The organism is Palleronia sp. THAF1, from assembly GCF_009363795.1.
GTDB lineage: Bacteria > Pseudomonadota > Alphaproteobacteria > Rhodobacterales > Rhodobacteraceae > Palleronia.
Genome location: NZ_CP045420.1, coordinates 1,595,273 through 1,616,784, shown reverse-complemented (window position 1 = coordinate 1,616,784; position 21,512 = coordinate 1,595,273). Strand labels below are relative to the sequence as shown.

General features: G+C 63.4%; 21 protein-coding genes. 12 read left to right on the top strand and 9 right to left on the bottom strand.

What is annotated here, in order from left to right:
• Positions 1–7: 7 nt before the first annotated feature.
• Complete coding sequence (locus FIU81_RS08085; RefSeq protein ID WP_124112504.1) at positions 8–994, top strand: Gfo/Idh/MocA family protein; 987 nt, start codon at positions 8–10, stop codon at positions 992–994.
• Here the strand turns inward: FIU81_RS08085 and FIU81_RS08080 are convergent.
• The 7 genes from FIU81_RS08080 to FIU81_RS08050 form a co-directional block, all read right to left on the bottom strand.
• Positions 991–1,926 (bottom strand): calcium-binding protein, encoded by a 936-nt coding sequence (locus FIU81_RS08080; RefSeq protein ID WP_124112503.1) that lies wholly within the window; start codon positions 1,924–1,926, stop codon positions 991–993. The two genes, FIU81_RS08085 and FIU81_RS08080, sit on opposite strands and share 4 nt — an antisense overlap.
• A 96-nt stretch (positions 1,927–2,022) precedes the next feature.
• On the bottom strand, positions 2,023–3,813 hold the full coding sequence (locus tag FIU81_RS08075) for a M3 family oligoendopeptidase (protein WP_124112502.1): 1,791 nt from the start codon (positions 3,811–3,813) through the stop codon (positions 2,023–2,025).
• Positions 3,814–3,936: 123 nt separating this feature from the next.
• On the bottom strand, positions 3,937–4,434 hold the full coding sequence (locus FIU81_RS08070) for a fasciclin domain-containing protein (protein ID WP_124112501.1): 498 nt from the start codon (positions 4,432–4,434) through the stop codon (positions 3,937–3,939).
• A 122-nt stretch (positions 4,435–4,556) separates the two neighbouring features.
• The gene (locus tag FIU81_RS08065; RefSeq protein ID WP_124112500.1) at positions 4,557–5,057 is read right to left on the bottom strand and encodes a fasciclin domain-containing protein; all 501 of its coding nucleotides are present in this window, start codon (positions 5,055–5,057) and stop codon (positions 4,557–4,559) included.
• A 76-nt stretch (positions 5,058–5,133) separates the two neighbouring features.
• Entirely contained in the window at positions 5,134–6,729 is a 1,596-nt protein-coding gene (locus tag FIU81_RS08060) for an ATP-dependent DNA ligase (protein ID WP_124112499.1), read from the bottom strand.
• A gap of 133 nt (positions 6,730–6,862) precedes the next feature.
• Complete coding sequence (locus tag FIU81_RS08055; protein ID WP_124112498.1) at positions 6,863–7,702, bottom strand: alpha/beta hydrolase; 840 nt, start codon at positions 7,700–7,702, stop codon at positions 6,863–6,865.
• Positions 7,699–8,718, bottom strand: coding sequence for a ligase-associated DNA damage response exonuclease (locus FIU81_RS08050; protein WP_124112497.1), 1,020 nt, complete (start codon positions 8,716–8,718; stop codon positions 7,699–7,701). The genes FIU81_RS08055 and FIU81_RS08050 overlap by 4 nt, the downstream gene beginning before the upstream one ends.
• A gap of 172 nt (positions 8,719–8,890) precedes the next feature.
• Here FIU81_RS08050 and FIU81_RS08045 point away from each other — a divergent pair, with 172 nt between their 5' ends.
• The 5 genes from FIU81_RS08045 (at position 8,891) to FIU81_RS08025 (ending at position 13,582) form a co-directional block, all read left to right on the top strand.
• Positions 8,891–10,306 (top strand): circularly permuted type 2 ATP-grasp protein, encoded by a 1,416-nt coding sequence (locus FIU81_RS08045; RefSeq protein ID WP_124112496.1) that lies wholly within the window; start codon positions 8,891–8,893, stop codon positions 10,304–10,306.
• A gap of 4 nt (positions 10,307–10,310) precedes the next feature.
• Positions 10,311–11,267, top strand: a complete 957-nt coding sequence (locus FIU81_RS08040; RefSeq protein ID WP_124112495.1) for an alpha-E domain-containing protein — start codon at positions 10,311–10,313, stop codon at positions 11,265–11,267.
• Positions 11,264–12,100 carry a transglutaminase family protein gene (locus FIU81_RS08035; RefSeq protein WP_124112494.1) on the top strand — a complete coding sequence of 279 codons (837 nt, stop codon included), beginning with the start codon at positions 11,264–11,266 and terminating at the stop codon, positions 12,098–12,100. Before FIU81_RS08040 ends, FIU81_RS08035 begins: the two co-directional genes overlap by 4 nt.
• Before the next feature lie 164 nt (positions 12,101–12,264).
• Positions 12,265–12,981 (top strand): peptidase, encoded by a 717-nt coding sequence (locus FIU81_RS08030; RefSeq protein WP_124112493.1) that lies wholly within the window; start codon positions 12,265–12,267, stop codon positions 12,979–12,981.
• A 10-nt stretch (positions 12,982–12,991) separates the two neighbouring features.
• On the top strand, positions 12,992–13,582 hold the full coding sequence (locus tag FIU81_RS08025; protein ID WP_124112492.1) for a VOC family protein: 591 nt from the start codon (positions 12,992–12,994) through the stop codon (positions 13,580–13,582).
• Positions 13,583–13,621: 39 nt separating this feature from the next.
• On the opposite strand, the gene FIU81_RS08020 is transcribed toward FIU81_RS08025, so the two are convergent.
• Together FIU81_RS08020 and FIU81_RS08015 are read right to left on the bottom strand one after the other, a co-directional pair.
• Positions 13,622–14,524, bottom strand: coding sequence for an alpha/beta fold hydrolase (locus tag FIU81_RS08020; RefSeq protein ID WP_254696030.1), 903 nt, complete (start codon positions 14,522–14,524; stop codon positions 13,622–13,624).
• A gap of 29 nt (positions 14,525–14,553) precedes the next feature.
• Positions 14,554–14,838 carry an SCP2 sterol-binding domain-containing protein gene (locus tag FIU81_RS08015; RefSeq protein WP_124112490.1) on the bottom strand — a complete coding sequence of 95 codons (285 nt, stop codon included), beginning with the start codon at positions 14,836–14,838 and terminating at the stop codon, positions 14,554–14,556.
• 72 nt (positions 14,839–14,910) lie between these two features.
• On the opposite strand from FIU81_RS08015, the gene FIU81_RS08010 reads away from it, so the two are divergent.
• From FIU81_RS08010 to fdxA, 6 genes are all read left to right on the top strand, one after another.
• Positions 14,911–15,468 carry a tetratricopeptide repeat protein gene (locus tag FIU81_RS08010; RefSeq protein WP_124112489.1) on the top strand — a complete coding sequence of 186 codons (558 nt, stop codon included), beginning with the start codon at positions 14,911–14,913 and terminating at the stop codon, positions 15,466–15,468.
• A 136-nt stretch (positions 15,469–15,604) separates the two neighbouring features.
• The gene (locus FIU81_RS08005; protein ID WP_124112488.1) at positions 15,605–16,345 is read left to right on the top strand and encodes a hypothetical protein; all 741 of its coding nucleotides are present in this window, start codon (positions 15,605–15,607) and stop codon (positions 16,343–16,345) included.
• A gap of 66 nt (positions 16,346–16,411) precedes the next feature.
• Positions 16,412–19,306, top strand: coding sequence for a helicase-related protein (locus FIU81_RS08000; protein WP_124112487.1), 2,895 nt, complete (start codon positions 16,412–16,414; stop codon positions 19,304–19,306).
• Between the two features lie 2 nt (positions 19,307–19,308).
• Positions 19,309–19,680 (top strand): RNA-binding S4 domain-containing protein, encoded by a 372-nt coding sequence (locus tag FIU81_RS07995; protein ID WP_124112486.1) that lies wholly within the window; start codon positions 19,309–19,311, stop codon positions 19,678–19,680.
• A 185-nt stretch (positions 19,681–19,865) separates the two neighbouring features.
• A complete protein-coding gene (locus FIU81_RS07990; RefSeq protein ID WP_124112485.1) occupies positions 19,866–20,975 on the top strand; it encodes a Hint domain-containing protein in 1,110 nt (369 codons plus the stop codon).
• Between the two features lie 55 nt (positions 20,976–21,030).
• On the top strand, positions 21,031–21,366 hold the full coding sequence (fdxA, locus tag FIU81_RS07985; protein WP_124112484.1) for a ferredoxin FdxA: 336 nt from the start codon (positions 21,031–21,033) through the stop codon (positions 21,364–21,366).
• Positions 21,367–21,512 lie beyond the last annotated feature (146 nt).

The following is a 21,512-nucleotide window of genomic DNA, read 5'->3' as shown; positions in this document are numbered from 1 at the left end:
AGACCATATGACCGATCCAATTCGCTGGGGCGTGCTGGGCGCGTCCGATTTCGCACAGTCAGACATGGCCCCGGCGCTGCACATGGCGCGTGGTAGCCGCCATGTCGCCTTGGCGACCCGGTCCGCAGACAAGGCCGCGCCCTTCGTGGATCGCGTGCCCGACCTGCGGGTCGAAACCGACTACGACGCTCTCTTGGCCGCTGACGACATAGACGCGATCTATGTCCCGCTTCCGAACCACCTGCATGTGGAGTGGGCGGTGAAGGCGCTACAAGCGGGCAAGCATGTGCTTTGTGAGAAGCCCATCGCCCTGCATTCCGATGATTTCGATGCGCTGATCGCTGCCCGCGATACCGCAGGCAAGTTGGCCGCAGAGGCCTACATGATCGTGCATCATCCCCAGTGGCAACGCGCCAAAGCCCTGCTGGCGCAGGATGCCATCGGTCGCCTCGTCCACGTCGAAGCGGTTTTCACCTACAACAATCCAGACCCCGAGAATGTGCGCAACCAACCCAACATGGGCGGCGGGGGCCTTCGAGATATCGGTGTCTACACCTTCGGTTCGGTGCGCTTCGCGACGGGGCAGGAGCCGGACACGTTGACGTCTTCACTGCGGATGGAACATGACTTCGATACCTTTGCCGAGGTCAACGCCAGTTTCCCGGATTTCACCTACCACGCCATCGTCTCGACCCGCATGGCGCCGCGTCAGCGGATGGTTTTTCACGGAGAGGACGGCACGCTGGAACTGACCGCGCCGTTCAATGCCAATGTCTTTGATCAAGCCGAGCTGCTGCTGGAGACTCGCCACACCCGGCCTGCGAGCACGCAGGGCATGACGCGAACGGTGGAACGGTGGCCCGGCGTGAACCAATACGTGCTGCAGGTCGAAGCGTTTTGCGAAAGCGCGCGCACGGGTGCGCATTATCCGTGGACGTTGGAGCAGGCCCGCGGAACCCAAGCGATGATCGACCGAGCCATCGCCGGGGGTTAGACGCCGCGCAATTCGATGCTTTCGGGGTCGATGGCGTCTGTGCTTGTCACCTGTGCGAGTTCGACGCCGCCCAGCGAGATGATGGAACCTGATCCATCTTCCAGCGCGGTGACGGTCAGGTCGCCCGGTTCTGTCTCTGCGTCGAATTCGATAACCAGCCGATCTTCCGACGCATTGAAGTCGGTGACCTGCATCAAGCCTGTCGGGTCGTCTTCCGTATCGGATGGCAGGGTGTCGAACCGGAAGGTGTCTGCCCCGCTGCCGCCTGTTCCCTGATCCCCTGCGCGAAGGGTCAGGTCGTCGTCGCCGTCGCCGCCATCCAGCGTATCCACGCCGTCGGCTTCGTTGTCGGTGCCACGACCGCCGCTCAGCGTGTCGTTCCCAGTCCCGCCGAGAACAGAGTCCGCGCCGCTGCCGCCGTCTGCGACGTCATTTCCGTCATCGCCGGACAGCGTATCGTCGCCCTGTTCGCCCAGCAAACTGTCATCTTGCGACGCGCCGCGCAGCAGATCGCCTTCATCGCCACCGAAGACGGTGTCGTTGCCGCTGCTGCCGGTGATGCTGTCAGAACCTTCGCCGCCAAGGGCAAGATCGTCGCCCGCACCAAGGATGACCTGATCGTTGCCACCACCGGCATCGATAGAGTCGTTGCCGCTCTCGCCCCGGATTTCATCATCGCCTGCACCGGCGACCAGAGTGTCATCGCCCTCACCAAGCGAGTAGTCGAAAGGGGTATCGTCCTCGGCCAAGATATTGTCGGCCCCGTCGGTGCCCAAGAAGGGATCGAGCGGGACGATATCGGGGGTATCCGGCGGCGTATCGTTATCGCTGTCATCATCATCCGACGTATCGCTGAAATCCATCAGCGACAGCATCAGCACGCCGAAGACATAGGCGGCGTTCATAATCGTGTTCAGGTCGAACCCATACATGGTAAGAGTCTCCGGATTGTGTCCCGCAGACCCTGTTGCAAGATTGTGCTGAAAATGGGGTTAACGCGTGACGATATCCCAATGTGGTGCCGGAAGTCAGTCTTCCATGGCCTCCAGTTCGTCGATCATGCCTTCGATCATCGACAGACCTTTGTCCCAGAATGCCGGATCGCTGGCGTCCAGACCGAAAGGTGCCAGCAGATCGGAGTGGTGCTTGGAGCCACCAGCTTTCAGCATCTCGAAATAATTGTCCTGAAAGTCCGGTGCGCCGTCCTCGTAAGCGGCGTAGAGCGCGTTCACCAAACCGTCGCCGAAGGCATAGGCGTAGACGTAGAAGGGCGAGTGGACGAAGTGCGGGATGTAGGCCCAGAACACCTGGTAGTCGTCCATGAAGTCGAAGGCATCGCCCAAGGATTCGGCCTGCACCGACATCCACAGCGCGTTGATCTCGTCCGGCGTCAATTCGCCTTCGGCGCGGGCGGCGTGCAGCTTGCACTCGAAGTCGTAGAACGCGATCTGGCGCACCACGGTGTTGATCATATCCTCGACCTTGCCAGCCAGCAGAACCTTGCGTTCGGCCTGCGTCGTGGCCCCGGCGAGCAGCTTACGGAAGGTCAGCATCTCTCCGAACACGGACGCCGTTTCGGCCAGCGTCAGCGGGGTAGAGGACAGCATCTCCCCCTGATCGGCGGCCAGCACCTGATGCACGCCGTGACCGAGTTCGTGGGCGAGCGTCATAACATCGCGTGGTTTGCCCAAGTAATTCAGCATCACGTAGGGGTGCGCGTCCGTCACCGTTGGATGCGCGAAGGCACCGGGCGCTTTGCCGGGGGTTACGGCGGCGTCTATCCAGCCACGGTCGAAGAAGGGTTCTGCAAGGTCGGCCAGCTTGGGCGAGAAGTCGGAATAGGCGTCCATCACCATGGACCGCGCCTGATCCCAGTTGACGATGGTGTCGCTCTCCATCGGTAGGGGCGCGTTGCGGTCCCAGACCTCCATCCGGTCAAGGCCCAGCCACTTGCGCTTCAGCTCATAGTAGCGGTGCGACAGGCGCGGGTAGGCGGCGACGACGGCGTTACGCAGGGCCTCGACGACCTCTGGTTCCACATCGTTGGCAAGGTGGCGGCCGGTCTGCGGCGTGGGCATCTTGCGCCAGCGATCCTCGACCTCTTTTTCCTTCGCCAAGGTGTTGTGAATGCGGGCGAAGGTGCGGGCGTTTTCGCTGAACACGCGACCCAACTCGCGGGCGGCGGCCTCGCGCTTCGATCGGTTCTGCTCGGTCAGTTGGTTCAGTGTGGCTTCGATCCCCATGACCTCGCCGTCGATCTCGAACTCCAGACCGGCGATGGTCTCGTCGAACAGCTTGTTCCACGCGGTCGCGCCGACGACGGATTGGTCGTGCAGGAACTCTTCCAACTCATCCGACAGCTGATGCGGGCGCATCTTGCGCAGGCGGTCGAAGACGGGGCGATAGCGGGCCAGATCGGCGTTCGCGTCGAACAGCGCATTCAGCTTGGCGTCGTCGATCCGGTTCACTTCCAGCGAGAAGAAGACCAGTGGCGCGGTGTCGGTGGTGATGCGGTCCTGACAATCGGACAGGAAAGCTGCACGCTCTGGGTCGGTGGTCTGCTGGTAGTAGCGCAGACCGGCGTAGGACATGATGCGCCCGCCGACGGTGTCGATCTTTTCGTACCGGTGAACGCAGTTCAACATCGCGTCTGCATCAAGATCGGCCAGCTTTCCCTTGTAATCGTTGGAGAACGCGGCGCATTCATCCCGCAGCCAATCCATATCGCGCGCGATCTCAGGCGCGTCGGGGGCGGTGTATAGATCGGTCAGGTCCCATTCGGGCAATTGGCCAAGGTCGCGGGCGGGGGCGTCGAGCATGGTGTCTCCTTCGATGCGTTTGACCTACACATAGGCGGCGGGCGGCGGCGGCGAAAGGCGACCGCACATAAGAAAAGGGCCGCCCGAAGGCGACCCTTTCCGAATTACGCTTGGGAAGCGAAATTACATGTCGCTGCCGGGCATCAGCACGGTGTCGATCACGTGAATCACGCCGTTCGAAGCTTCGATATCGGCCTGCGTCACGGTCGCGCCGTCGATCATGACGGTGTCACCGTCGATGGATACGGTCAGCATCTCACCGTTGACGGTTTCGATTTCCTGACCGTCGGACAGGTCGCCGGACATCGCAGCCATCGGCACGACGTGGTACGTCAGGATATCGGTCAGCTGCTGCTGGTTCTCATCCATGGTCAGCTCTTCGACGGTGCCGTCGGGCAGGGCGTCGAACGCTTCGTCGGTCGGTGCGAAGACGGTGAACGGACCTTCGCCCGTCAACGTGTCGCCAAGCTCTGCGGCTTCGACGGCGGTGATGAGCGTCGTGAAGTTACCGGCGTCTTGCGCGGTTTCGACGATGTTCATCTTCTCTTCGTGCGCGGCGGCGAACGCCATGGAACCGGCGACGGTGGCGGCGAGGGTCGTTGCGGTAAGAGTACGTAGCATCGTTAAATTCTCCAGTTTGCGGACAACGTTTCGTTGCTGTCGGGTACGAAACGGGCAACTGGGCAAAGCGGTCCTGCGACATTCGCCCACAGTGCGACAGTCTGCGCGATCTTGGGCGAACCTTAGTCGCCGTTGCCCGACAGTACGGTATCGATCGCGTGAATGGTGCCGTTCGTTGCGGCGACGTCTGCCGTGATGACCCTTGCATCACCGATACGGATCTCTTCCCCGCCTTCGTCGACCTCGACCGTATATGTAGAGCCGTCGAGCGTTGTCACCTCTGTCTCGGCGCGCAATTCGTCCTTGGTTAGTACGCCATCAATCAGGTGTGCCATCAGCAGCGCCTTCAGGGCATCAGTGTTCTCGTCGGTCAGCACGTTGCTGGCGTCGGTGTCGATGTTGTCGAAGGCAGCGTCTGTCGGGGCGAGGATGGTGAACGGGCCTTCGTCGGTCAGCATCTCGATCAGACCGGCCCGCTCTGCGGCGTCGTGGAAGGTCTGGTAACCGTCCGTGTCTCTCGCGGTTTCAGCGAGGGTCGTCATCTCGTCGTGGTTTTCGGCCATAACGGTGGGCGCCCAAAGGCTGAAGATGGTTGCGGCGGCGATGAGGGGCAGGCGGGGCATGGGGAAGTCTCCACTGGTTACGGGACGGAACACTGCTGTCTGAACCGTAACGATGTAGAACACCGCCAGGTCCGCGTTAACCGTATGCGGCGAGCATCTGCTTCAGGTCATCCAGCGTGTTCGCCTCTGACATGGGCTTGTCGTGCCGCCAGCGGGACATGCGCGGAAAGCGCAGGGCGACACCGGATTTGTGGCGGGGGCTTTCCTGTATGCCTTCGAATGCGATTTCGAACACGTGCTCTGGCGTGACCTGCCGGACGGGGCCATAGCGTTCCAACGTGTTCTTGCGGACCCAAGCGGTGATCTTGCGGAACTCGGCGTCCGTGAGACCGGAGTAGGCCTTGGTGAAGGGCACGAGCGCGTCACCGTCGCGGACGGCGAATGTGAAATCGGTGAACAGGTTTGCGCGGCGGCCAGAGCCTTGCTGAGCGTATATCATCACCGCGTCGATGGTCAGCGGATCGACCTTCCATTTCCACCAGTCGCCCTTCTTGCGCCCATCGCGATAAGGCGCGTCTTTCCGCTTCAGCATAAGGCCTTCGGATTGGTGGGCGCGGCTGTCTGCGCGGATTTCTGTCAGCGCATCCCACGTCTTGAACGACAGAAGTGGCGAAACCTTTAACGGCGCGTCCGGGGGCAGGTCGGCTGAAAGAGTTTCCAACAGGGCACGACGCTGTGAAAAGGGGCGCTGGCGGATGTCTTCGCCCTGCCATTCGAGCAGGTCGTAGGCGTAGAGGATGGCGGGCGCTTCGGTCAGAAGCTTCTTCGGAACGGTCTTGCGGCCGATCCTTTTTTGCAGTGCGTTGAAGGACATGGGGGCATCGTCGCCCCAAGCCAGCACCTCTCCGTCGATGACCGTGCCGGGCGGGATGTAGTCTGTCAGGCGGGCGAATTCGGGAAAGCGGTGGGTCATCAGCTCTTCGCCGCGGGACCACAGGAAGTGCTGTCCGCCGCGCAGGACAAGCTGGCCGCGGATGCCGTCCCATTTGCGTTCGGCGGCCCAATCCTCGGGCGGCGAGTCAAGCGTTTCGGGGCCGTTGTCCAGTTGATAGGCAAGGTAGAACGGGTAGGGCTTGGACAGGTCCACCTCCGGGTCGTGCGCGCGGATGAGGGTTTCAAAGCTGGTGTTTTCCGGGGTCCATTCGCCCATGAGACGGTGGGCAAGATCGGACTCTGGGATGTCGGTCGCGCGGGACAGGGCGCGGGTCATGAGCTTTTGGCTGACGCCCATGCGGAAGCCGCCGGTGAGCAACTTGTTGAAAACGAAGCGCTCTCTGGCGGGGAGTTGGTCCCACGCGTCCAGGATACCGGCCTTCTTGGTGGCCTCGTCTTCACCCGCCAACGCGCGGACTGTGCCGATCCAGTCGGTCAGGGTGCGGTCGGAGTCGCGGGTGGCGTCGGGCAAGACCAATGCCATGGTTTCGGCCAGATCGCCGACGATTGGATAGGATTCCTCGAATAACCACAGGGGGATACCGGCTTTTTCGGCGGCCCAGCCGCGCAGCAGGTTAGCGGTGATGGCGCGCTTGGGGCGGCGGCCCGACAGCAGGGCGATGGTCCACAGGCGGTCGTCCTCTGGCGCGTCCTTGAAGTAGGCGGCGAGGGCGTCGACCTTGGCGTTCGTCTTGGTCGTCTGGTCGAGCGCGGTGAAAAGCTGGGTGAACCGTTTCATTGTACACCCCCCATGCAGCGGTTGTGCAGCAAACGTGCAGTAGATGTACGCCGCGCGTCGGGTAGATGTGCAGCAAAAGTCGGGCCGATGTCGGGACAAAGTACAGCCAGCGTACAGCTTGTGTCGGGACGAATCATTCGGCGGCGCTCAGGAACGTACCAAGCGCGTCCAGCGAGGCGTCGGCCAAGTCGCTGAGACCGGCGTTCAGTTGCCAGACGTGGGCCACGTCGTCGAAGACCTGCACCTGCACATTGGGCGCGGCCTTGGAGACGGCGTGGGAGTCCGGCTCCAGCATCTCGCCCGCGCCGACGTGGATCATTGTTGGCGGTAGGCTGGAGAGATCGGCGCGGACGGGAGAGAGGCGGGGGTCCTGTGGGTCGGGATGGCCGAGCGCGGGACCAAGGCGGGCGCTCCATGCTGGATGAATCAGCCTTTCACGGCTGTAATCGGCATCGGTGGCGACGCGGTGCATGTCGGCCAGTGGCGACAGCAGGACCATCCGGTCAGGATCGCGGGTTCGGGCGAGGTGAAGGGCCAGCGTGCCGCCCGCGCTGTCGCCGCCAACGGCAAGTGGGCCACCGGCGCGCAAGGCGTCGAAGGCGGCTTCGGAATCATCGAAGGCGGCGGGGAAAGGGTGTTCGGGGGCCAGCCGGTAGTCAGGCGCGAAGGCGGTCAATCCGCTGGCGTGGACCAGGCGCGCGATCAGGGCGGCGTGGGTCTTAGGCGAGCACAGGGTGAAACCACCGCCGTGCAGGTAGAGCAGACGCGGACGGGTGACGGTGTCGCCTTCGGGGCGGAACGTCAGGCCCGGTATGCCACCGTAGGTTTCGGGGGTCATGTCCACGCCGCTGGGGGTGGGGGCAAAGGCGGACTGCACGTTAGCCATCTGGCGCAAGAGCTTCTGCGACGGGATCATCCCAAGGATGGGCCGTGAGACATAGCGGGCCATGCCGTTGAACAGGGTTTCCTTCATGTCGAGGCCTCCGGTTCGTCTGCGTCGATGGCCTCGCCTTCGTATTCGGTCTCGACAATGGCGGCCTCGTAGCCTTGGCTTTCCAACCAGCGGCGGAAGATCGAGGTGTAGCCGTGGGTGGCGAAGATCCGTTCGGCGCCCGTCTCCGCGATGGCGGTGTTCAAACCCGCCCAGTCGGCGTGGTCGGACAGGATGAACCCGCGATCTGCGGCGCGGCGGCGGCGGACGCCGCGCAGAGCCATCCATCCGCTGGCGAAGCCTTGAGACGACACGCCGAAGCGTCGCGCCCATTGGGTGCCGAGGGCCGAGGGTGTCGCGAGGACCAACGCTCCGGGGTAGTCTTTTGGATTCAATTCCGGCGTGACGCGGATGGTGTCGGGCAGTCTCAACCCTTGGGCGCGGAGGACTTCGTTGGTGTTCTCGACCGCGCCGTGGGTCAGGATGGGGCCGATGTCGGCGTCGATGGCGGACAGCAGGCGCTGCGCTTTGCCAAGGGCGTAGGCGGCAAGGATCGTGGTGACGCCCGCGGCCTTGTTGGCGCGCCACCAGTCGTTGATCTGCTGGGCAACCAGTGGCTGCGGATCCCAGCGGAAGACAGGTAGGCCGAAGGTGCATTCGGTGATGAAGGCGTGGCAGCGCACAGGCTCGAACGGCTCAGAGAGACCGTCGTTCTCGATTTTGTAATCGCCGGAGGCGACCCAGACCTCACCACCCACTTCGACGCGGATCTGCGCCGATCCGGGCACGTGGCCCGCGGGGTGGTAGGAGATAAGCGCATCGCCGATGCGGCGTTGTTCGCCGTAGCGGATGGTCTCCAGCGCGATGTCGCCAAGGCGGTGGCGCATGACTGGGGCGGCGGCTTCGGTTGCCAGGTAGCGGCCCATGCCGTCGCGTGCGTGGTCGGCGTGGCCGTGTGTGATCAACGCGCGGTCCACCGGGCGCCACGGGTCGATGTAGACGTCGGCGGCGGGGCAATAGATGCCGCGGTCGGTGAAGGTGAGCACTGGGTCGGCCATGAGGTGGAGAATAGGGCCCTAGCCGCGGCGGACGAGTGGGCGTCACGTGCGGCTATCTGCTCTCAACTTGCTTAATCCTTGGGCAAATGCCCCGATCCGGTCCGCTGTTGGTTGTGGTTGTCGCAGTGCGCTCTAGGATAGTCGTTAACAAAACGAAGGGACGCGGCCACCGATGCCGGAGTATTTCAACGAGATGTATCAGAACGGCGCCGTGCGCGCGCCGTATAGTGGAATCGAAGCCTGGGCGCGTGACATGCCCGCCGATCTGCGGGGGATGAAGCAATCCGAGGCGGAGGCGCTGTTCCGGCGGATCGGCATCACCTTCGCGGTCTACGGTGAGGGCGGCAATCCCGACCGGCTGATTCCGTTCGACATGTTTCCCCGCATCTTCGCCGCGGATGAATGGGCCAAGCTGGAGCGCGGCATCAAGCAGCGCGCGCGGGCTTTGAACTGTTTCCTGGCCGACGTTTACAATCGAGGCGAGATGGTGCGCGCGGGCAAGATCCCCGGCCATCTGGTCTATATGAATGACGCCTATGAGGTCGCGGTCGCCGGCTTCACGCCGCCGCAGGGAGTGTTCAGCCACATCGTCGGCATCGATTTGGTGCGCACGGGACCGGACGAGTTCTTCGTGTTGGAAGACAACTGCCGCACGCCGTCGGGCGTCAGCTATATGCTGCAAAACCGTGAGATCACGATGCGGATGTTCCCGCAGCTGTTCCACGACAACCGCGTCGCCCCGGTCGAGACCTATCCCGCCGAGCTGAAGCGCACGATGGACAGCGTTGCGCCCAAGAAATGCGAGGGAGAGCCGACCTGCGTGATCCTGACGCCGGGCCACTTCAACAGCGCCTACTACGAGCATTCTTTCCTGGCCGACATGATGGGGATCGAGCTGGTCGAGGGGCATGACCTGTTCGTCGAGGGCGACTTCGTGTGGATGCGCACGACGGAAGGCCCGAAGAAGGTGGATGTGATCTACCGACGTCTGGACGATGCTTTCATCGACCCGCTGTGCTTCCGCCCGGATTCGATGCTGGGCGTGCCGGGGTTGATGAACGTCTACCGCTCTGGCGGTGTGACGATCTGTTCCGCTCCGGGCGCAGGGGTGGCCGACGACAAGGCAATCTACACCTATGTGCCCGAAATGGTGCGCTTTTACCTAGGCGAAGAACCGATCCTGAAGAACGTACCCACGTGGCAGTGCGCCAAGGCGGACGAGTGCAAGTATGTGTTGGAAAATCTGGGCGAACTGGTCGTGAAGGAAGTTCACGGATCGGGCGGCTACGGGATGTTGGTCGGGCCGAAATCCACCAAGGAAGAGATCGCGTTCTTCCGCACCAAGATCGAGGACAACCCATCCAACTACATCGCCCAGCCGACGCTGGCTCTGTCGACTTGCCCGACCTTTGTGGACGAAGGCTTCGCGCCGCGTCACGTGGACCTGCGGCCCTATTGCCTTGTGGGCAAGGACGTGACGCTGGTGCCGGGCGGGCTGACGCGGGTGGCGCTGACGGAAGGGTCGCTTGTGGTGAACTCCTCCCAAGGCGGCGGCGTCAAGGACACCTGGGTCATGGCGGGGAACTGAGAACATGCTGAGCAGAACCGCAGACAACCTCTACTGGATGGCCCGCTACATGGAGCGCGCCGAAACCAATGCCCGTCTTCTGGAAGTGGCCGCGCGCAACGCGCTGCTGCCCGACGTGGGCGGGGGGTACCGCAACGAGTGGGACTCTATCCTGCGCGCGTCCGGCACGCGCGAGGCCTACCGCGCGCGTTACGGCGATGATGCCGTGCCGCGGAACGTCGAGACGCACATGTTCTTCGACCGCGAGAATCCGTCGTCGGTCGCGTCCTGCATCCATGCGGCGCGCGAGAACGCCCGCATCGTGCGCACCGCCCTGACCACGCAGGTCTGGGAGGCGATCAACGACGCGCATGAAGAGATGACCCAATTGGCGCGGATGGAACGCTCGCGCCTGTCCACCTCTGACATGCGCGACTTCGCCCTGCGCCACATCGCCAACATGCGCGGTGCCATTCAGGCGACCCAGCTGCGCAACGATGGTTGGGACTTCATGAACATCGGTCACTACCTTGAGCGCGCGGACTCGACCGCGCGGATCATCGACGTGAAGTACTACGTGCTGTTGCCCGATGTCTCTATGGTTGGGTCTGGGATCGACAACTACCAGTGGCGCACCGTGCTGCACGCGATGAACGCGCAGCGTGCCTTCGCCTGGGTGTACGGCGGCGAAGTGACGGCCCGCAAGATCGTCCACTTCCTTGTGCTGAACCTTGAAAGCCCGCGCTCGCTGATGGCGTCGATGGACGGCATCGTGTGGCATATGGAGCATCTGGCCCAGACCTACGGTCGCTCGACCGGGGCGACGAGTCTGGCGCGCAAGCAAATCGCCGAGCTGGAGGCCTTGGATATCGAAGAGATCTTCGATTCCGGTCTGCACAAATTCCTGCAAGGTAAATTGCAGGACGTGATCGCGCTGAACAACGAGATCACGTCAAGCTACCTGAACGGAGAAGCGCGATGAAGTTGAAGATCACGCATCGCACGAGCTACGCGTATGACACGCCGAAACGCACGGTCGTACAGTCCTTGCGACTGTGGCCGACAGAGTTCGACGGTCAGTCGGTATCGTCATGGTCCGTCACCGTCGATGGCCACCCAGCCACACGCGGCGCCGCGTTCCGCGACGGGGCGGGCGACTGGATCGAGACGGTCACACTGCGCGACGTGGAGTCCATGGCCATCGTGGTCGAAGGAGAGGTCGAGACGACCGACCTGACCGGCGTGCTGAAGGGCCTGCGCGAAAAGGTGCCGCCCACCGCCTACCTGCGCCATACCGAAGCGACGCGCCTGAACGGCGACCTGCGCGATCTGGCCATGACGGCGACCGATGGGATCGACAGCGACTTGGACCGGGCCCATGCCATCGCAACGGCTGTTCGGGAAAACATCGTTTACACCCCCGGCGCGACAGAGGCGGACACGACAGCAGCGCAAGCGTTGGAACTGGGGAAGGGCGTCTGCCAAGACCAGTCCCACGCGGTCATCGCCATGGCCCGCGCTTTGGACATGCCTGGCCGCTACGCGGTGGGCTACCTGCACGCGACATCTGACGGGGAAACGCATCAAGCCAGCCACGCCTGGGCGGAACTTTTCATTGACGGTCTGGGCTGGGTCGGCTTCGACGCGGCCAACGGCGTCTGCCCGGACGACAAGTACGTCCGATTGGGCTCTGGCATCGACGCGCACCTCGCCGCGCCTATCAGGGGCCGCGCGCTGGGCGGCGGGGACGAACGGCTGGACGTGGATGTGCAAGTGGTCGAGCAGGGGCAGCAGCAGTCGCAATCGCAGAGCTAAGCGTGACCTAAGGATGACGGGGCGGCGCAACTGAGCCAGGACTCAGCTGCTTCGCTTCTCGAAAATTCGGTGACTGCACCATGCTGTTGACGCAGCGTATCGACCATTGCTGCACACCGCGGCGCAGCATAGGTTTTGCCAGAACAGACACAGGCGACTCATCCATGACTTACTGCGTTGGACTGCTGCTCGACGACGGGCTTGTCCTGCTGTCCGATACCCGCACGAACGCGGGCGTCGACAACATTTCGACCTACCGCAAGATGTTCACCTTCGTCGATCCGGGCGAGCGGGCGATTGCGATCATGACGGCGGGGTCGCTATCGGTCACGCAGACCACGCTCGCCAAGCTGGAGGAAGCGATTTCCGACCCCGATGCGCCGTCAATCATGACGGCGGGCACGATGCTGGAAGTGGTCGAGATGGTGGGCCGGACCCTGTCCGAAGTGTCTACCCACGTGGCGGGCCAGATGGGCGCGAAGGCCGCCAGCGCGCGGGCGTCAATGATCGTGGCGGGCCAGCGCAAGGGCGGCGCGCCCCGGCTGTTCCTTGTCTACCCCGAGGGCAACTTCATCGAGGCGACGGACGACACGCCATATTTGCAGATCGGCGAGCACAAATACGGCAAGCCGATCCTCGACCGCGTGGTCGAGCCGGGAACGACGCTGACGGATGCCAAGAAGGCCGTGCTGCTATCTATGGATTCGACGCTGCGCTCGAACCTGAGCGTCGGGCTGCCGCTGGATCTGTGCGTGATCGAGACGGACAAGATGATGATCTCTGAAATGCGACGGATCGAGGCGGACGATCAGGTCTTCGCCAGCATGTCGCAGGCCTGGAGCCAGGCCCTGCGCGACGGCTTCCGCGGTATCGAGATCTAAGGCTTTTGGCATGGCCACTCTGGACCACGCCTTTGTCATCATGCCCACAGAGGCTTCGGCGCGGAAGGCGCTGACGCGGGACGGATTGCGCGCGAGCTACCGTCGGGCGCATCCGGGCCAAGGGACACGTAATCTTTGTGCCTGTTTGGATGACGTGTTCCTTGAATATCTATGGTTCGATGATTCAGAAATTGGCGTTGCTGCGAGGCGGGCCGGACTTGTCGGACGTTCTTGCCGGTTGGGACTGTGTTGGCGTGGGGCTGCTCCGACAGAGGTCTTTGCGTATCAGCCGGACTACCTGCCTCAGGGCGTAACGATTGAAATCGCTACCCTGTCGCGCGATCCCGAAATGCCTTTTTTCTTTGGGTTCAAGGGGGCGGTGCCGCCAATCCTTCGGAAAGACGGTCTGCCTGGGCGGCGGCAACGCCCGCGGTTTGCACGGCTGTCGAGCGCCACGTTATTTCACCCACAGGCCAGCCGACTAGCGCGGCGGGTGGCAAAGGTCGACGGATTGGAATTACGTCGAGGTGCGCCTGAATTGGACATGTCTATCGTCGATCCAGGCGGGCGGATGCGTCGACGTATTCGCTGGCACGGTTAGGGATAGGTAAGGTCTTTCGTTGGACTGCTGCCGTTTCAATTAATCCGTGAAGTGATCCAGGATCGCGCTTATCGCCTTCTCGCGCCTGTCAGGCGTCTCCATCAGGCATTCGTGGTGGCCGCCGTCGATTTCCAGCAGGGTGCCGTTGGGCCAATTCGCCATGCGCAACCGGATGGCGGCGGGGTCCACGATGGCTTCTGACGTGCCAAGGATCGTCAGCGTTGGTGTCGCCGGGTTGGGGCGGCCGGCCATCCAGCGCAGGGCGCGCAGGGATGTGGCGAGCCAGCCCAGCGACGGACCGCCGAGGGCCAGTTCGGGGTACGTCTCGGTTTGCTTTGCCATCGTGGCGTACTGATCCCGATCGTGGGTCAGCACGTTCTCGTCGAAGTTGGTCTCATTCGGGTAGGACACGGCGCTGGTGCCCGGCGAATAGAGGTGGCGCAGGCCGACGGCGCTGGCCACGTGGCTCATGGTCCAGGCGGCGGGGCGCAGCGCGGTGGAGAGCGGCAAGCCCCACATGGGGGCCGAGAAGGCGGCACGTTCGACTGGCAGGCCGTCGATCAGGGCCTTCAGGCCGATGGCCCCGCCCATGGAGTGCGCCAGCAGATACCACGGTTTGGGCAGGCGTAATTCCTGCGCGTGGGCGACAAGCGCGGCCACGTCATACTGGTAGTCGTTGAACGCGCGCACGTGGCCCGATAGCGGATCGGCCAGCAGGCGGTCGGACAGACCCTGACCGCGCCAGTCGATGATGATCGAGGCCAGACCGGCATCGGCGAAATCCGCGATGATCTGACCGTATTTCTCGATGTATTCGGTACGTCCCGGAAACAGCAGGACGGTGCCGCGCGCCGTATCCGGCGACAGATGGGCCACGCGAATGCGCAGCCCGTCGGTCGTGGTCAGCCAATGTGCCTGCGTCGCAGCGGGCGCCGCGGACACGTCCAGATGAAGGGGGGCTTGCTGCACCCCTAGAGCGTCTGCGCCAGCTTCATGGCCTGCCCCATGTCGCCGTCGATCTTCAGGCGGCCGGACATGAAGGCGGAGGTCGGATCGAGCGATCCTTCGAAGATTTCGCGGAAGGTGTCCGAGTCGGCGGTCATGGTGACTTCGGCGTCCTCGTCCGCGGCGCGGGCGCCTTCGCCGTCGAGCATGATGGTGCCTTCATCCTCTACCACGAACTTGGCCGAGCCGTCGAAGCTGCCGCCGGTCTTCTGGTTCAGTTCTTTCACTGCCGCGTCGATCATCTCGCTCATCGTCTGTGCTCCTGCATTTGTGTTTTGGAAGGGGGTGCAATCGTCCGCCCATCCGCTAGTCTCGATCAAGATATGGCTTGGTTTATCCCGAATCTCAAATCTGCCGTCACGGCATGGATCGTTTGCGCAGGCTTGGCGTCCGCGCAAGCCGAAGAGGATCGCTTGGCCGACCTTTTCGCGGCGCTGCAAGTGGCCGAAGGTCAGGACGCGTTGCAGATCGCCAGCAAGATCGTGGACGAGTGGTCCCAGTCGGGGTCGCCGTCGATGGATCTTTTGCTGGATCGCGGGCGCTCGGCGCTGGAAGAGGGCGATACGACGACGGCTATCGGCCATCTGTCCGCCTTGGTCGATCACGCGCCGGAGTTCGCCGAAGCCTACAACGCGCGGGCCACGGCCTACTTCAGCGCCGACCAGTACGGCCCCGCGCTGGCCGATATTCAAACGGCGCTGGCTTTGAACCCCCGCCATTTCGGGGCGATGACGGGGCTGGCCATCATGTTCGAAGAGATCGGCGAACTTGAGGGCGCGCTGACCGCTTGGCGCGAAGTCCGCCGCTACTACCCCGCCAGCCCGGAGGCAGAGGCGGCCATTCCGCGCCTGGAACGTGAGGTCGACGGGCGGACGCTGTAGCGGCGCGGCCCTTCTGTTCCCCGAAAACAACATCTCTTCCACAATTCATTAAACCCGATTCACGCGTGGCCCGTCGCGTGATCTAGTCGGCCCGAGACCTGCACAAAGAGGCGGGCCAAGGCGGATTGAGGCAGACATGAAACTCACGAAGATACTGGGCTTTACCGCCCTTGCTGTTCTGGCATTCGGGCAGGCGCGCGCGCAGGTCGAGGTGACGAGCGGCGAGCTGCGGCTAGGGCATGAGCGGTTCCTGGACGATGTTGTTGTGAACGGTGACGAAGAAGTCCTGTCGCGCACGTCGCTGGAAGGCGCGTTGGAAATCGGGATCGGATATTCGGGCCTTGGGGCGCAGTTCGATCTGGGCCTCGACCGGGCCGGGTTGCTGGATGACACCGGCGTCAACGCGACGGTGCATGGACTTTACTCCTTGCCCGACGGCGTGACGCTGGGCGTTTTCGCGGGCCACGATGGCTTCGGGTCTCTGGACAGCACGCATTACGGGATCGAGGGCGCGTTCGACACCGGCCTGATCTCTGGCGAGGGCTATCTGATGGGCTTGGCGGACGATGTGTCCGGCAGCGCCTTCGGTATTCAGGGCGGCTACCGCGTGCTGCCGTCGTTGCAAGTCGGTGCGCGGTTGGATCGGGCCAATCTGGACGATGGCGCCGATGCGTCGCGCTTCGGACTGACGGCGGATTACGATGTGACCGAAAGCTTTTCCATCGGTGCAGAGCTGGGGGTGGCCGACGGCGACTTGCCCGGAATCGGATCGGCTGACGAAGGTTACATCGGCGTGCAGGCGACCGTCGGTTTCGGCGACAAGGGCGGATCGAGCTTCGACCGTCGCGGCTTGCTGGATATCCTGCCGGGCTTCTAGCACAGCGCCCCCTTGCGATCCCGGCGCGCGCCCCGCATCTAGGGGCGAGCGGAAAAAGGATGAGCCATGGGACGGATCACTGCGGTCCTTGGCCCTACGAACACAGGCAAGACCCACTACGCCATCGAGCGGATGCTGGCCTACCGCAGCGGCGTGATCGGCCTGCCGCTGCGCCTTTTGGCGCGCGAAGTCTATGATCGTATCGTGGCACTACGCGGCCCGTCCGTCGTGGCATTGGTCACGGGCGAAGAGCGTATCGTGCCCGACCGCGCGCAATTCTGGGTCTGCACGGTCGAGGCGATGCCGCTTGGCATCGGCCCCGACTTCATGGCCATCGACGAGATCCAGCTGTGTGCCGATCCCGAACGGGGGCACGTCTTTACCGACCGCTTGCTGCGCGCGCGTGGCACGCATGAGACGTTGTTCCTTGGGGCAGAGACGATGCGCGGCACCATTGCCGCACTGGTGCCAGAGGCGCAGTTCGTGCGGCGAGAGCGATTCTCGACGCTGATGTACACAGGTTCGAAGAAGATCAGCCGGATGCGGCCTCGGTCGGCCATCGTCGGGTTCTCTGTCGATAACGTTTACGCGATTGCAGAGTTGCTGCGCCGCCAGAAGGGCGGATCGGCGGTGGTAATGGGCGCGCTGTCGCCCCGGACCCGCAACGCGCAGGTCGAGATGTATCAGAACGGAGACGTGGATTACCTGGTGGCGACGGATGCCATCGGGATGGGTCTGAACCTGGACATCGACCATGTGGCTTTTTCCTCGACCCGCAAGTTCGATGGGCGGCGGATGCGCGATCTGCAACCCAATGAGTTGGCGCAGATTGCCGGGCGGGCCGGGCGCTACAAGAACGACGGGACGTTCGGAGTGACGGGCGAGGCGCCGCCGCTGGATGATGGCGTGGCAGAGGCGATCACTGGGCACAAGTTCGCGCCGATCAAGCACGTTCAGTGGCGCAACTCGAAGCTGCAGATGGGCACGCCGGAGGCTCTGATCCGCAGTCTTGAAGAGAAGCCGACCGTGGAGCGCCTGCAGCGCGCGCGTGAGGCGGACGATCTGCAAGCGCTCAAGACGCTGGCGGCGATCCCCGACATCGCGAATGCCTGCCGCTCTGCGCCGTCGGTCGAATTGCTGTGGGACGTGTGTCGCATCCCGGACTTCCGGGGCATCAGCGCGGGCGAGCACGCGGCGATGCTGGAGCGGATCTTCGGCTTTCTGCATGACCTGCGCCGCGTGCCGGATGATTGGCTGGCCCGGCAGGTCAAGCGGATCGACAAGACCGACGGCGATATCGACACTTTGTCGAAAAGATTGGCGTATATCCGCACATGGACCTATGTGGCGCAGCGCAAGGGGTGGGTTGATGACCCGGACCATTGGCGTGGGGCGACGCGCGCTGTAGAAGACAGGTTGTCGGACGCCTTGCACGGGGCGTTGACGCAAAGATTCGTGGATCGGCGCACATCCGTGCTGTTGCGCCGGCTCAAGCAGAAGGAAGCCATGGTGGCCGAAGTGAACGACAAGGGTGAAGTGACCGTCGAAGGTCAGCATGTGGGGCGGATCGAGGGATTCCGGTTCCGGCAGGACTCGACCGCGAACCCGGACGAGGCCAAGACGCTGCGACAGGCTAGCGTCGCCGCGCTTGCGCCCCAGTTCCATCTGCGTGCCGACCGATTCTACAACGCGCCCGACACCGAGCTCGATTTCACCGAGCAGGGGGGCCTGATGTGGGGGTCCGAGGCCGTAGGTCGCTTGGAGAAAGGCGACGAGCCGCTGAAGCCGCGCGTGATCGCCTTCGTCGATGACGAGGCCGGGCCGGAGGTCATGCAAAAGGTGTCGCGTCGCTTGCAGCACTTCATCGACCGCAAGATCGACGCGCAGTTCGAGCCGCTGTTCGCCATGCAGAAGGACGAGGCTTTGGCCGGCTTGGCCAAGGGCTTCGCCTTCCGGCTGGTCGAGGCGATGGGCGTGATCCCGCGGTCTGACGTGGCGAACGAAGTGAAGGATCTGGATCAGGCGTCGCGCGGTGCGTTGCGCAAGCATGGCGTGCGCTTCGGGCAATTCACCATCTTCCTGCCTGCACTGCTGAAGCCCGCGCCGACGCGGTTGCGACTGCTGCTGTGGTCGCTGGCGCAGGGCTTCGACGAATATCCCGAAAGCCCGCCGCCGGGTCTGGTGACGATCCCGGTCGTGCCTGACGTTCCCAATGGCACGTATACGATGGGCGGCTACCGTGCCGCGGGCGAGCGTGCGATCCGCATCGATATGCTGGAGCGTCTGGCCGATCTTCTGCGCGCCAAGGACAGCCGCGCCGGGTTCGAGGCGACGCCGGACATGCTGTCGATTTCCGGCACGACGCTGGAGCAGTTCGCCAAGCTGATGGACGGTCTGGGCTACAACGCCGAGAAGGGCGAGCGGCCCAAGGTCGCCGGTCCGAAAGAAACGCCAGCGACAGACGCGCCGAAGGTCGAAGATGCGGCTGTTGAACCGGCCGCCATCGAGGCCAGCGCCGAAGCCGAGACCCCGAGCGCCGAGGTGGCCGAGACCCCGGATGCCGGTGCCACCCCTCTGAGCGGTGCGCCGGATGCAGAAACGCCTGCGCCGACCACCGGTGCGGATGATGGCGTTGCTGCGGTGACGGATGCAGATGCCGAAGGAACGCCCGAGGGAGCCGAGACGGCGGAGCCTGCCGAGATGGAAGTGTTCTACACCTTCACGTGGGGCGGGCGCGGGCGGCAGAACGAGCGGCCCAGAGGTGCGAAGCCGCAGGGCCAGAAGGCCGATGGCGCGCGCCCCCGTGGCAAGGGCAAAGGACGCGGCAAGCTCGAAGGCGGCAAGGGCAAGCAGGGCAATCGTGCGCCCCAGAACGCCCAGTCCCGCCCGCCGAAAAAGGACAAGCCCATCGACCCCTCGAACCCGTTCGCAGAGGCTTTGATGGGTTTGAAGAAGGACTAGGCTTGGAGCCGACGCCCGCAATCCGGCTGGACAAGTGGCTGTTCCACGCGCGCTTCTTCAAGACGCGCAGTCTGGCCGCGAAGACCGTGACCGATGGCGGCATACGGGTGAACGGCACGCGGGTGTCGAAGCCCTCTGCCAGCGTGCGGGTGGGCGATCGGCTGACCTTCAGCCAAGGCGATGCCGTGCGCGTGGTCGATGTCGTCGCGCATGGAACGCGGCGCGGCCCGGCGCCCGAAGCGCAGGCGCTGTATACCGACCATTCGCCACCCCGACCGCCGCGTCAGCCGCAAGCGCCGCGCTATGACAAGGGTGGACGGCCCACCAAGCGGGACCGGCGACAGATGGATCGCATTGGGCCGGAAGACAGCTGAGCACTGTTTCCATTCGACGCACAATCGTCAGATGCCTTGATCTATCATTTCCCTGACACATTCGTGCCCAATTCGTCGTTGATAGATGTCCTTAACGTTTAACGGTGCACGGTAGAGTTGTGCGCAGATGCAGGATGATTTAGATCGCACTTAGATTCCGTGCGACCGGATCGAAGGAGCAGGAAATGCCGACAACATTCAACGTGATCTATCTTGGCAACTTCGCCTCGATCGACCCGACCGAAGGCAACACGGCGGCCGAGAATGCGAGCATTCTGGAAAACACCTCTTACGGGTCGCCGGGTGACCCGATCCTGAACAGCGTCTATGAGTTTTCGCCGGGATCGAACGGCTTCTCTACCGGCACCGCGACGGCCTATGATCAGAACAACAACGCAAGCGCCAACGCCGAGAACTTCGTTTTGCAGCAGGGCACCGGCACCGAGCTCGCCAATGGCTACACGGCCGAGTTCGATGCGTCCGTGGTCTACGATGCTGTTATTACCTATTCAGACGGAACGACGGCCAACATCACGGCCGTGGTGTTCCAAGATGTGAACGGCAACACCTTCCTTGCGCCCGAATTTTCAACCAATGCCGACTCGGCCGCGCTGGAGGCAGGGCCGCTGCGTGAGATCGCGCTTGGAAATCTTACGAACGGAACAAACTCTTATGCGGGAATGAATGGGGACCGCCTCGTCATCGACTACGCGGTCTGTTTTGCTGCGGGAACGCCGATCCTGACCCCGCAGGGCTACCGCGCCGTGGAAACCTTGACGGCTGGCGATCTGGTGCAGACCGTGGACCACGGCCCGCAACCGCTTGTCTGGGCCGGATCTTCCGCCCACGATCTTGAAGGGCAGGACTCTGGGCATCGCCCCATCCGTCTGCGTCAGGGTGCCTACGGCGAGACGGCCGATTTGCTGGTATCTCCGCAGCACATGGTACTTCACGATGATCGTTTGGTGCGCGCCAAGCATCTTGCCGAACACCCCGGAACCGGCGCCCGTGTGGCGCAGGGTGTGCGCCGTGTGGAGTATGTGCATCTGATGTGCGCGCAGCATGAACTGCTGATCGCCGACGGTTGCCAGACAGAAAGCTTCTATCCGGGACCGATGGCGCTGCGCGCCCTATCGCCGCAGTCGCGGGCCGCTTTGTTCGCCAAGCGTCCGGGCCTGATGACCGTTCTTTTGGATGTGGACGTGGAACAGGTGTACGGTCCGCGTGCGCGGGCGGTGATCGGCCGCTCTGACCTTTCGCGCGCGATGGCCGGACGGGTGGCCTGCGCGGCTTGAACCTGCCCTGGTCCCGGTTTATGCCGACGTCGACACCGGACCGGGACTTCTGCGCATGACCTATATCGTCAACGACAACTGCATCGCCTGCAAATACACCGACTGCGTCGAGGTATGCCCCGTGGATTGTTTCTACGAGGGCGAGAACATGCTGGTGATCCACCCCGACGAATGCATCGACTGCGGCGTGTGCGAGCCTGAGTGCCCCGCCGACGCGATCCGCCCGGACACCGATCCGGAGGCGGAGAAGTGGGTGGAGTTCAATCGCAAGTATTCCGAAGCCTGGCCCGTCATCGTGACGAAGAAGGATCCCTTGCCCACCGCCGAAGAGATGGACGGCAAGGAAGGCAAGATGGAGCTGTTCTCCGAAGCGGCGGGCGAGGGCGGCTGATACGCCCCGCGCCGCGGTGCGGCACACCCCGCTTTCGCGGGGGCCATTTTTATGATATGGTGCCAGAACAGCAACAAGATTCGAGCGGGCAACCGCTTGAGGCGACGGGGCAATGTGTTTGGTCCCGGCGTCTTTCTTGCGGCTTG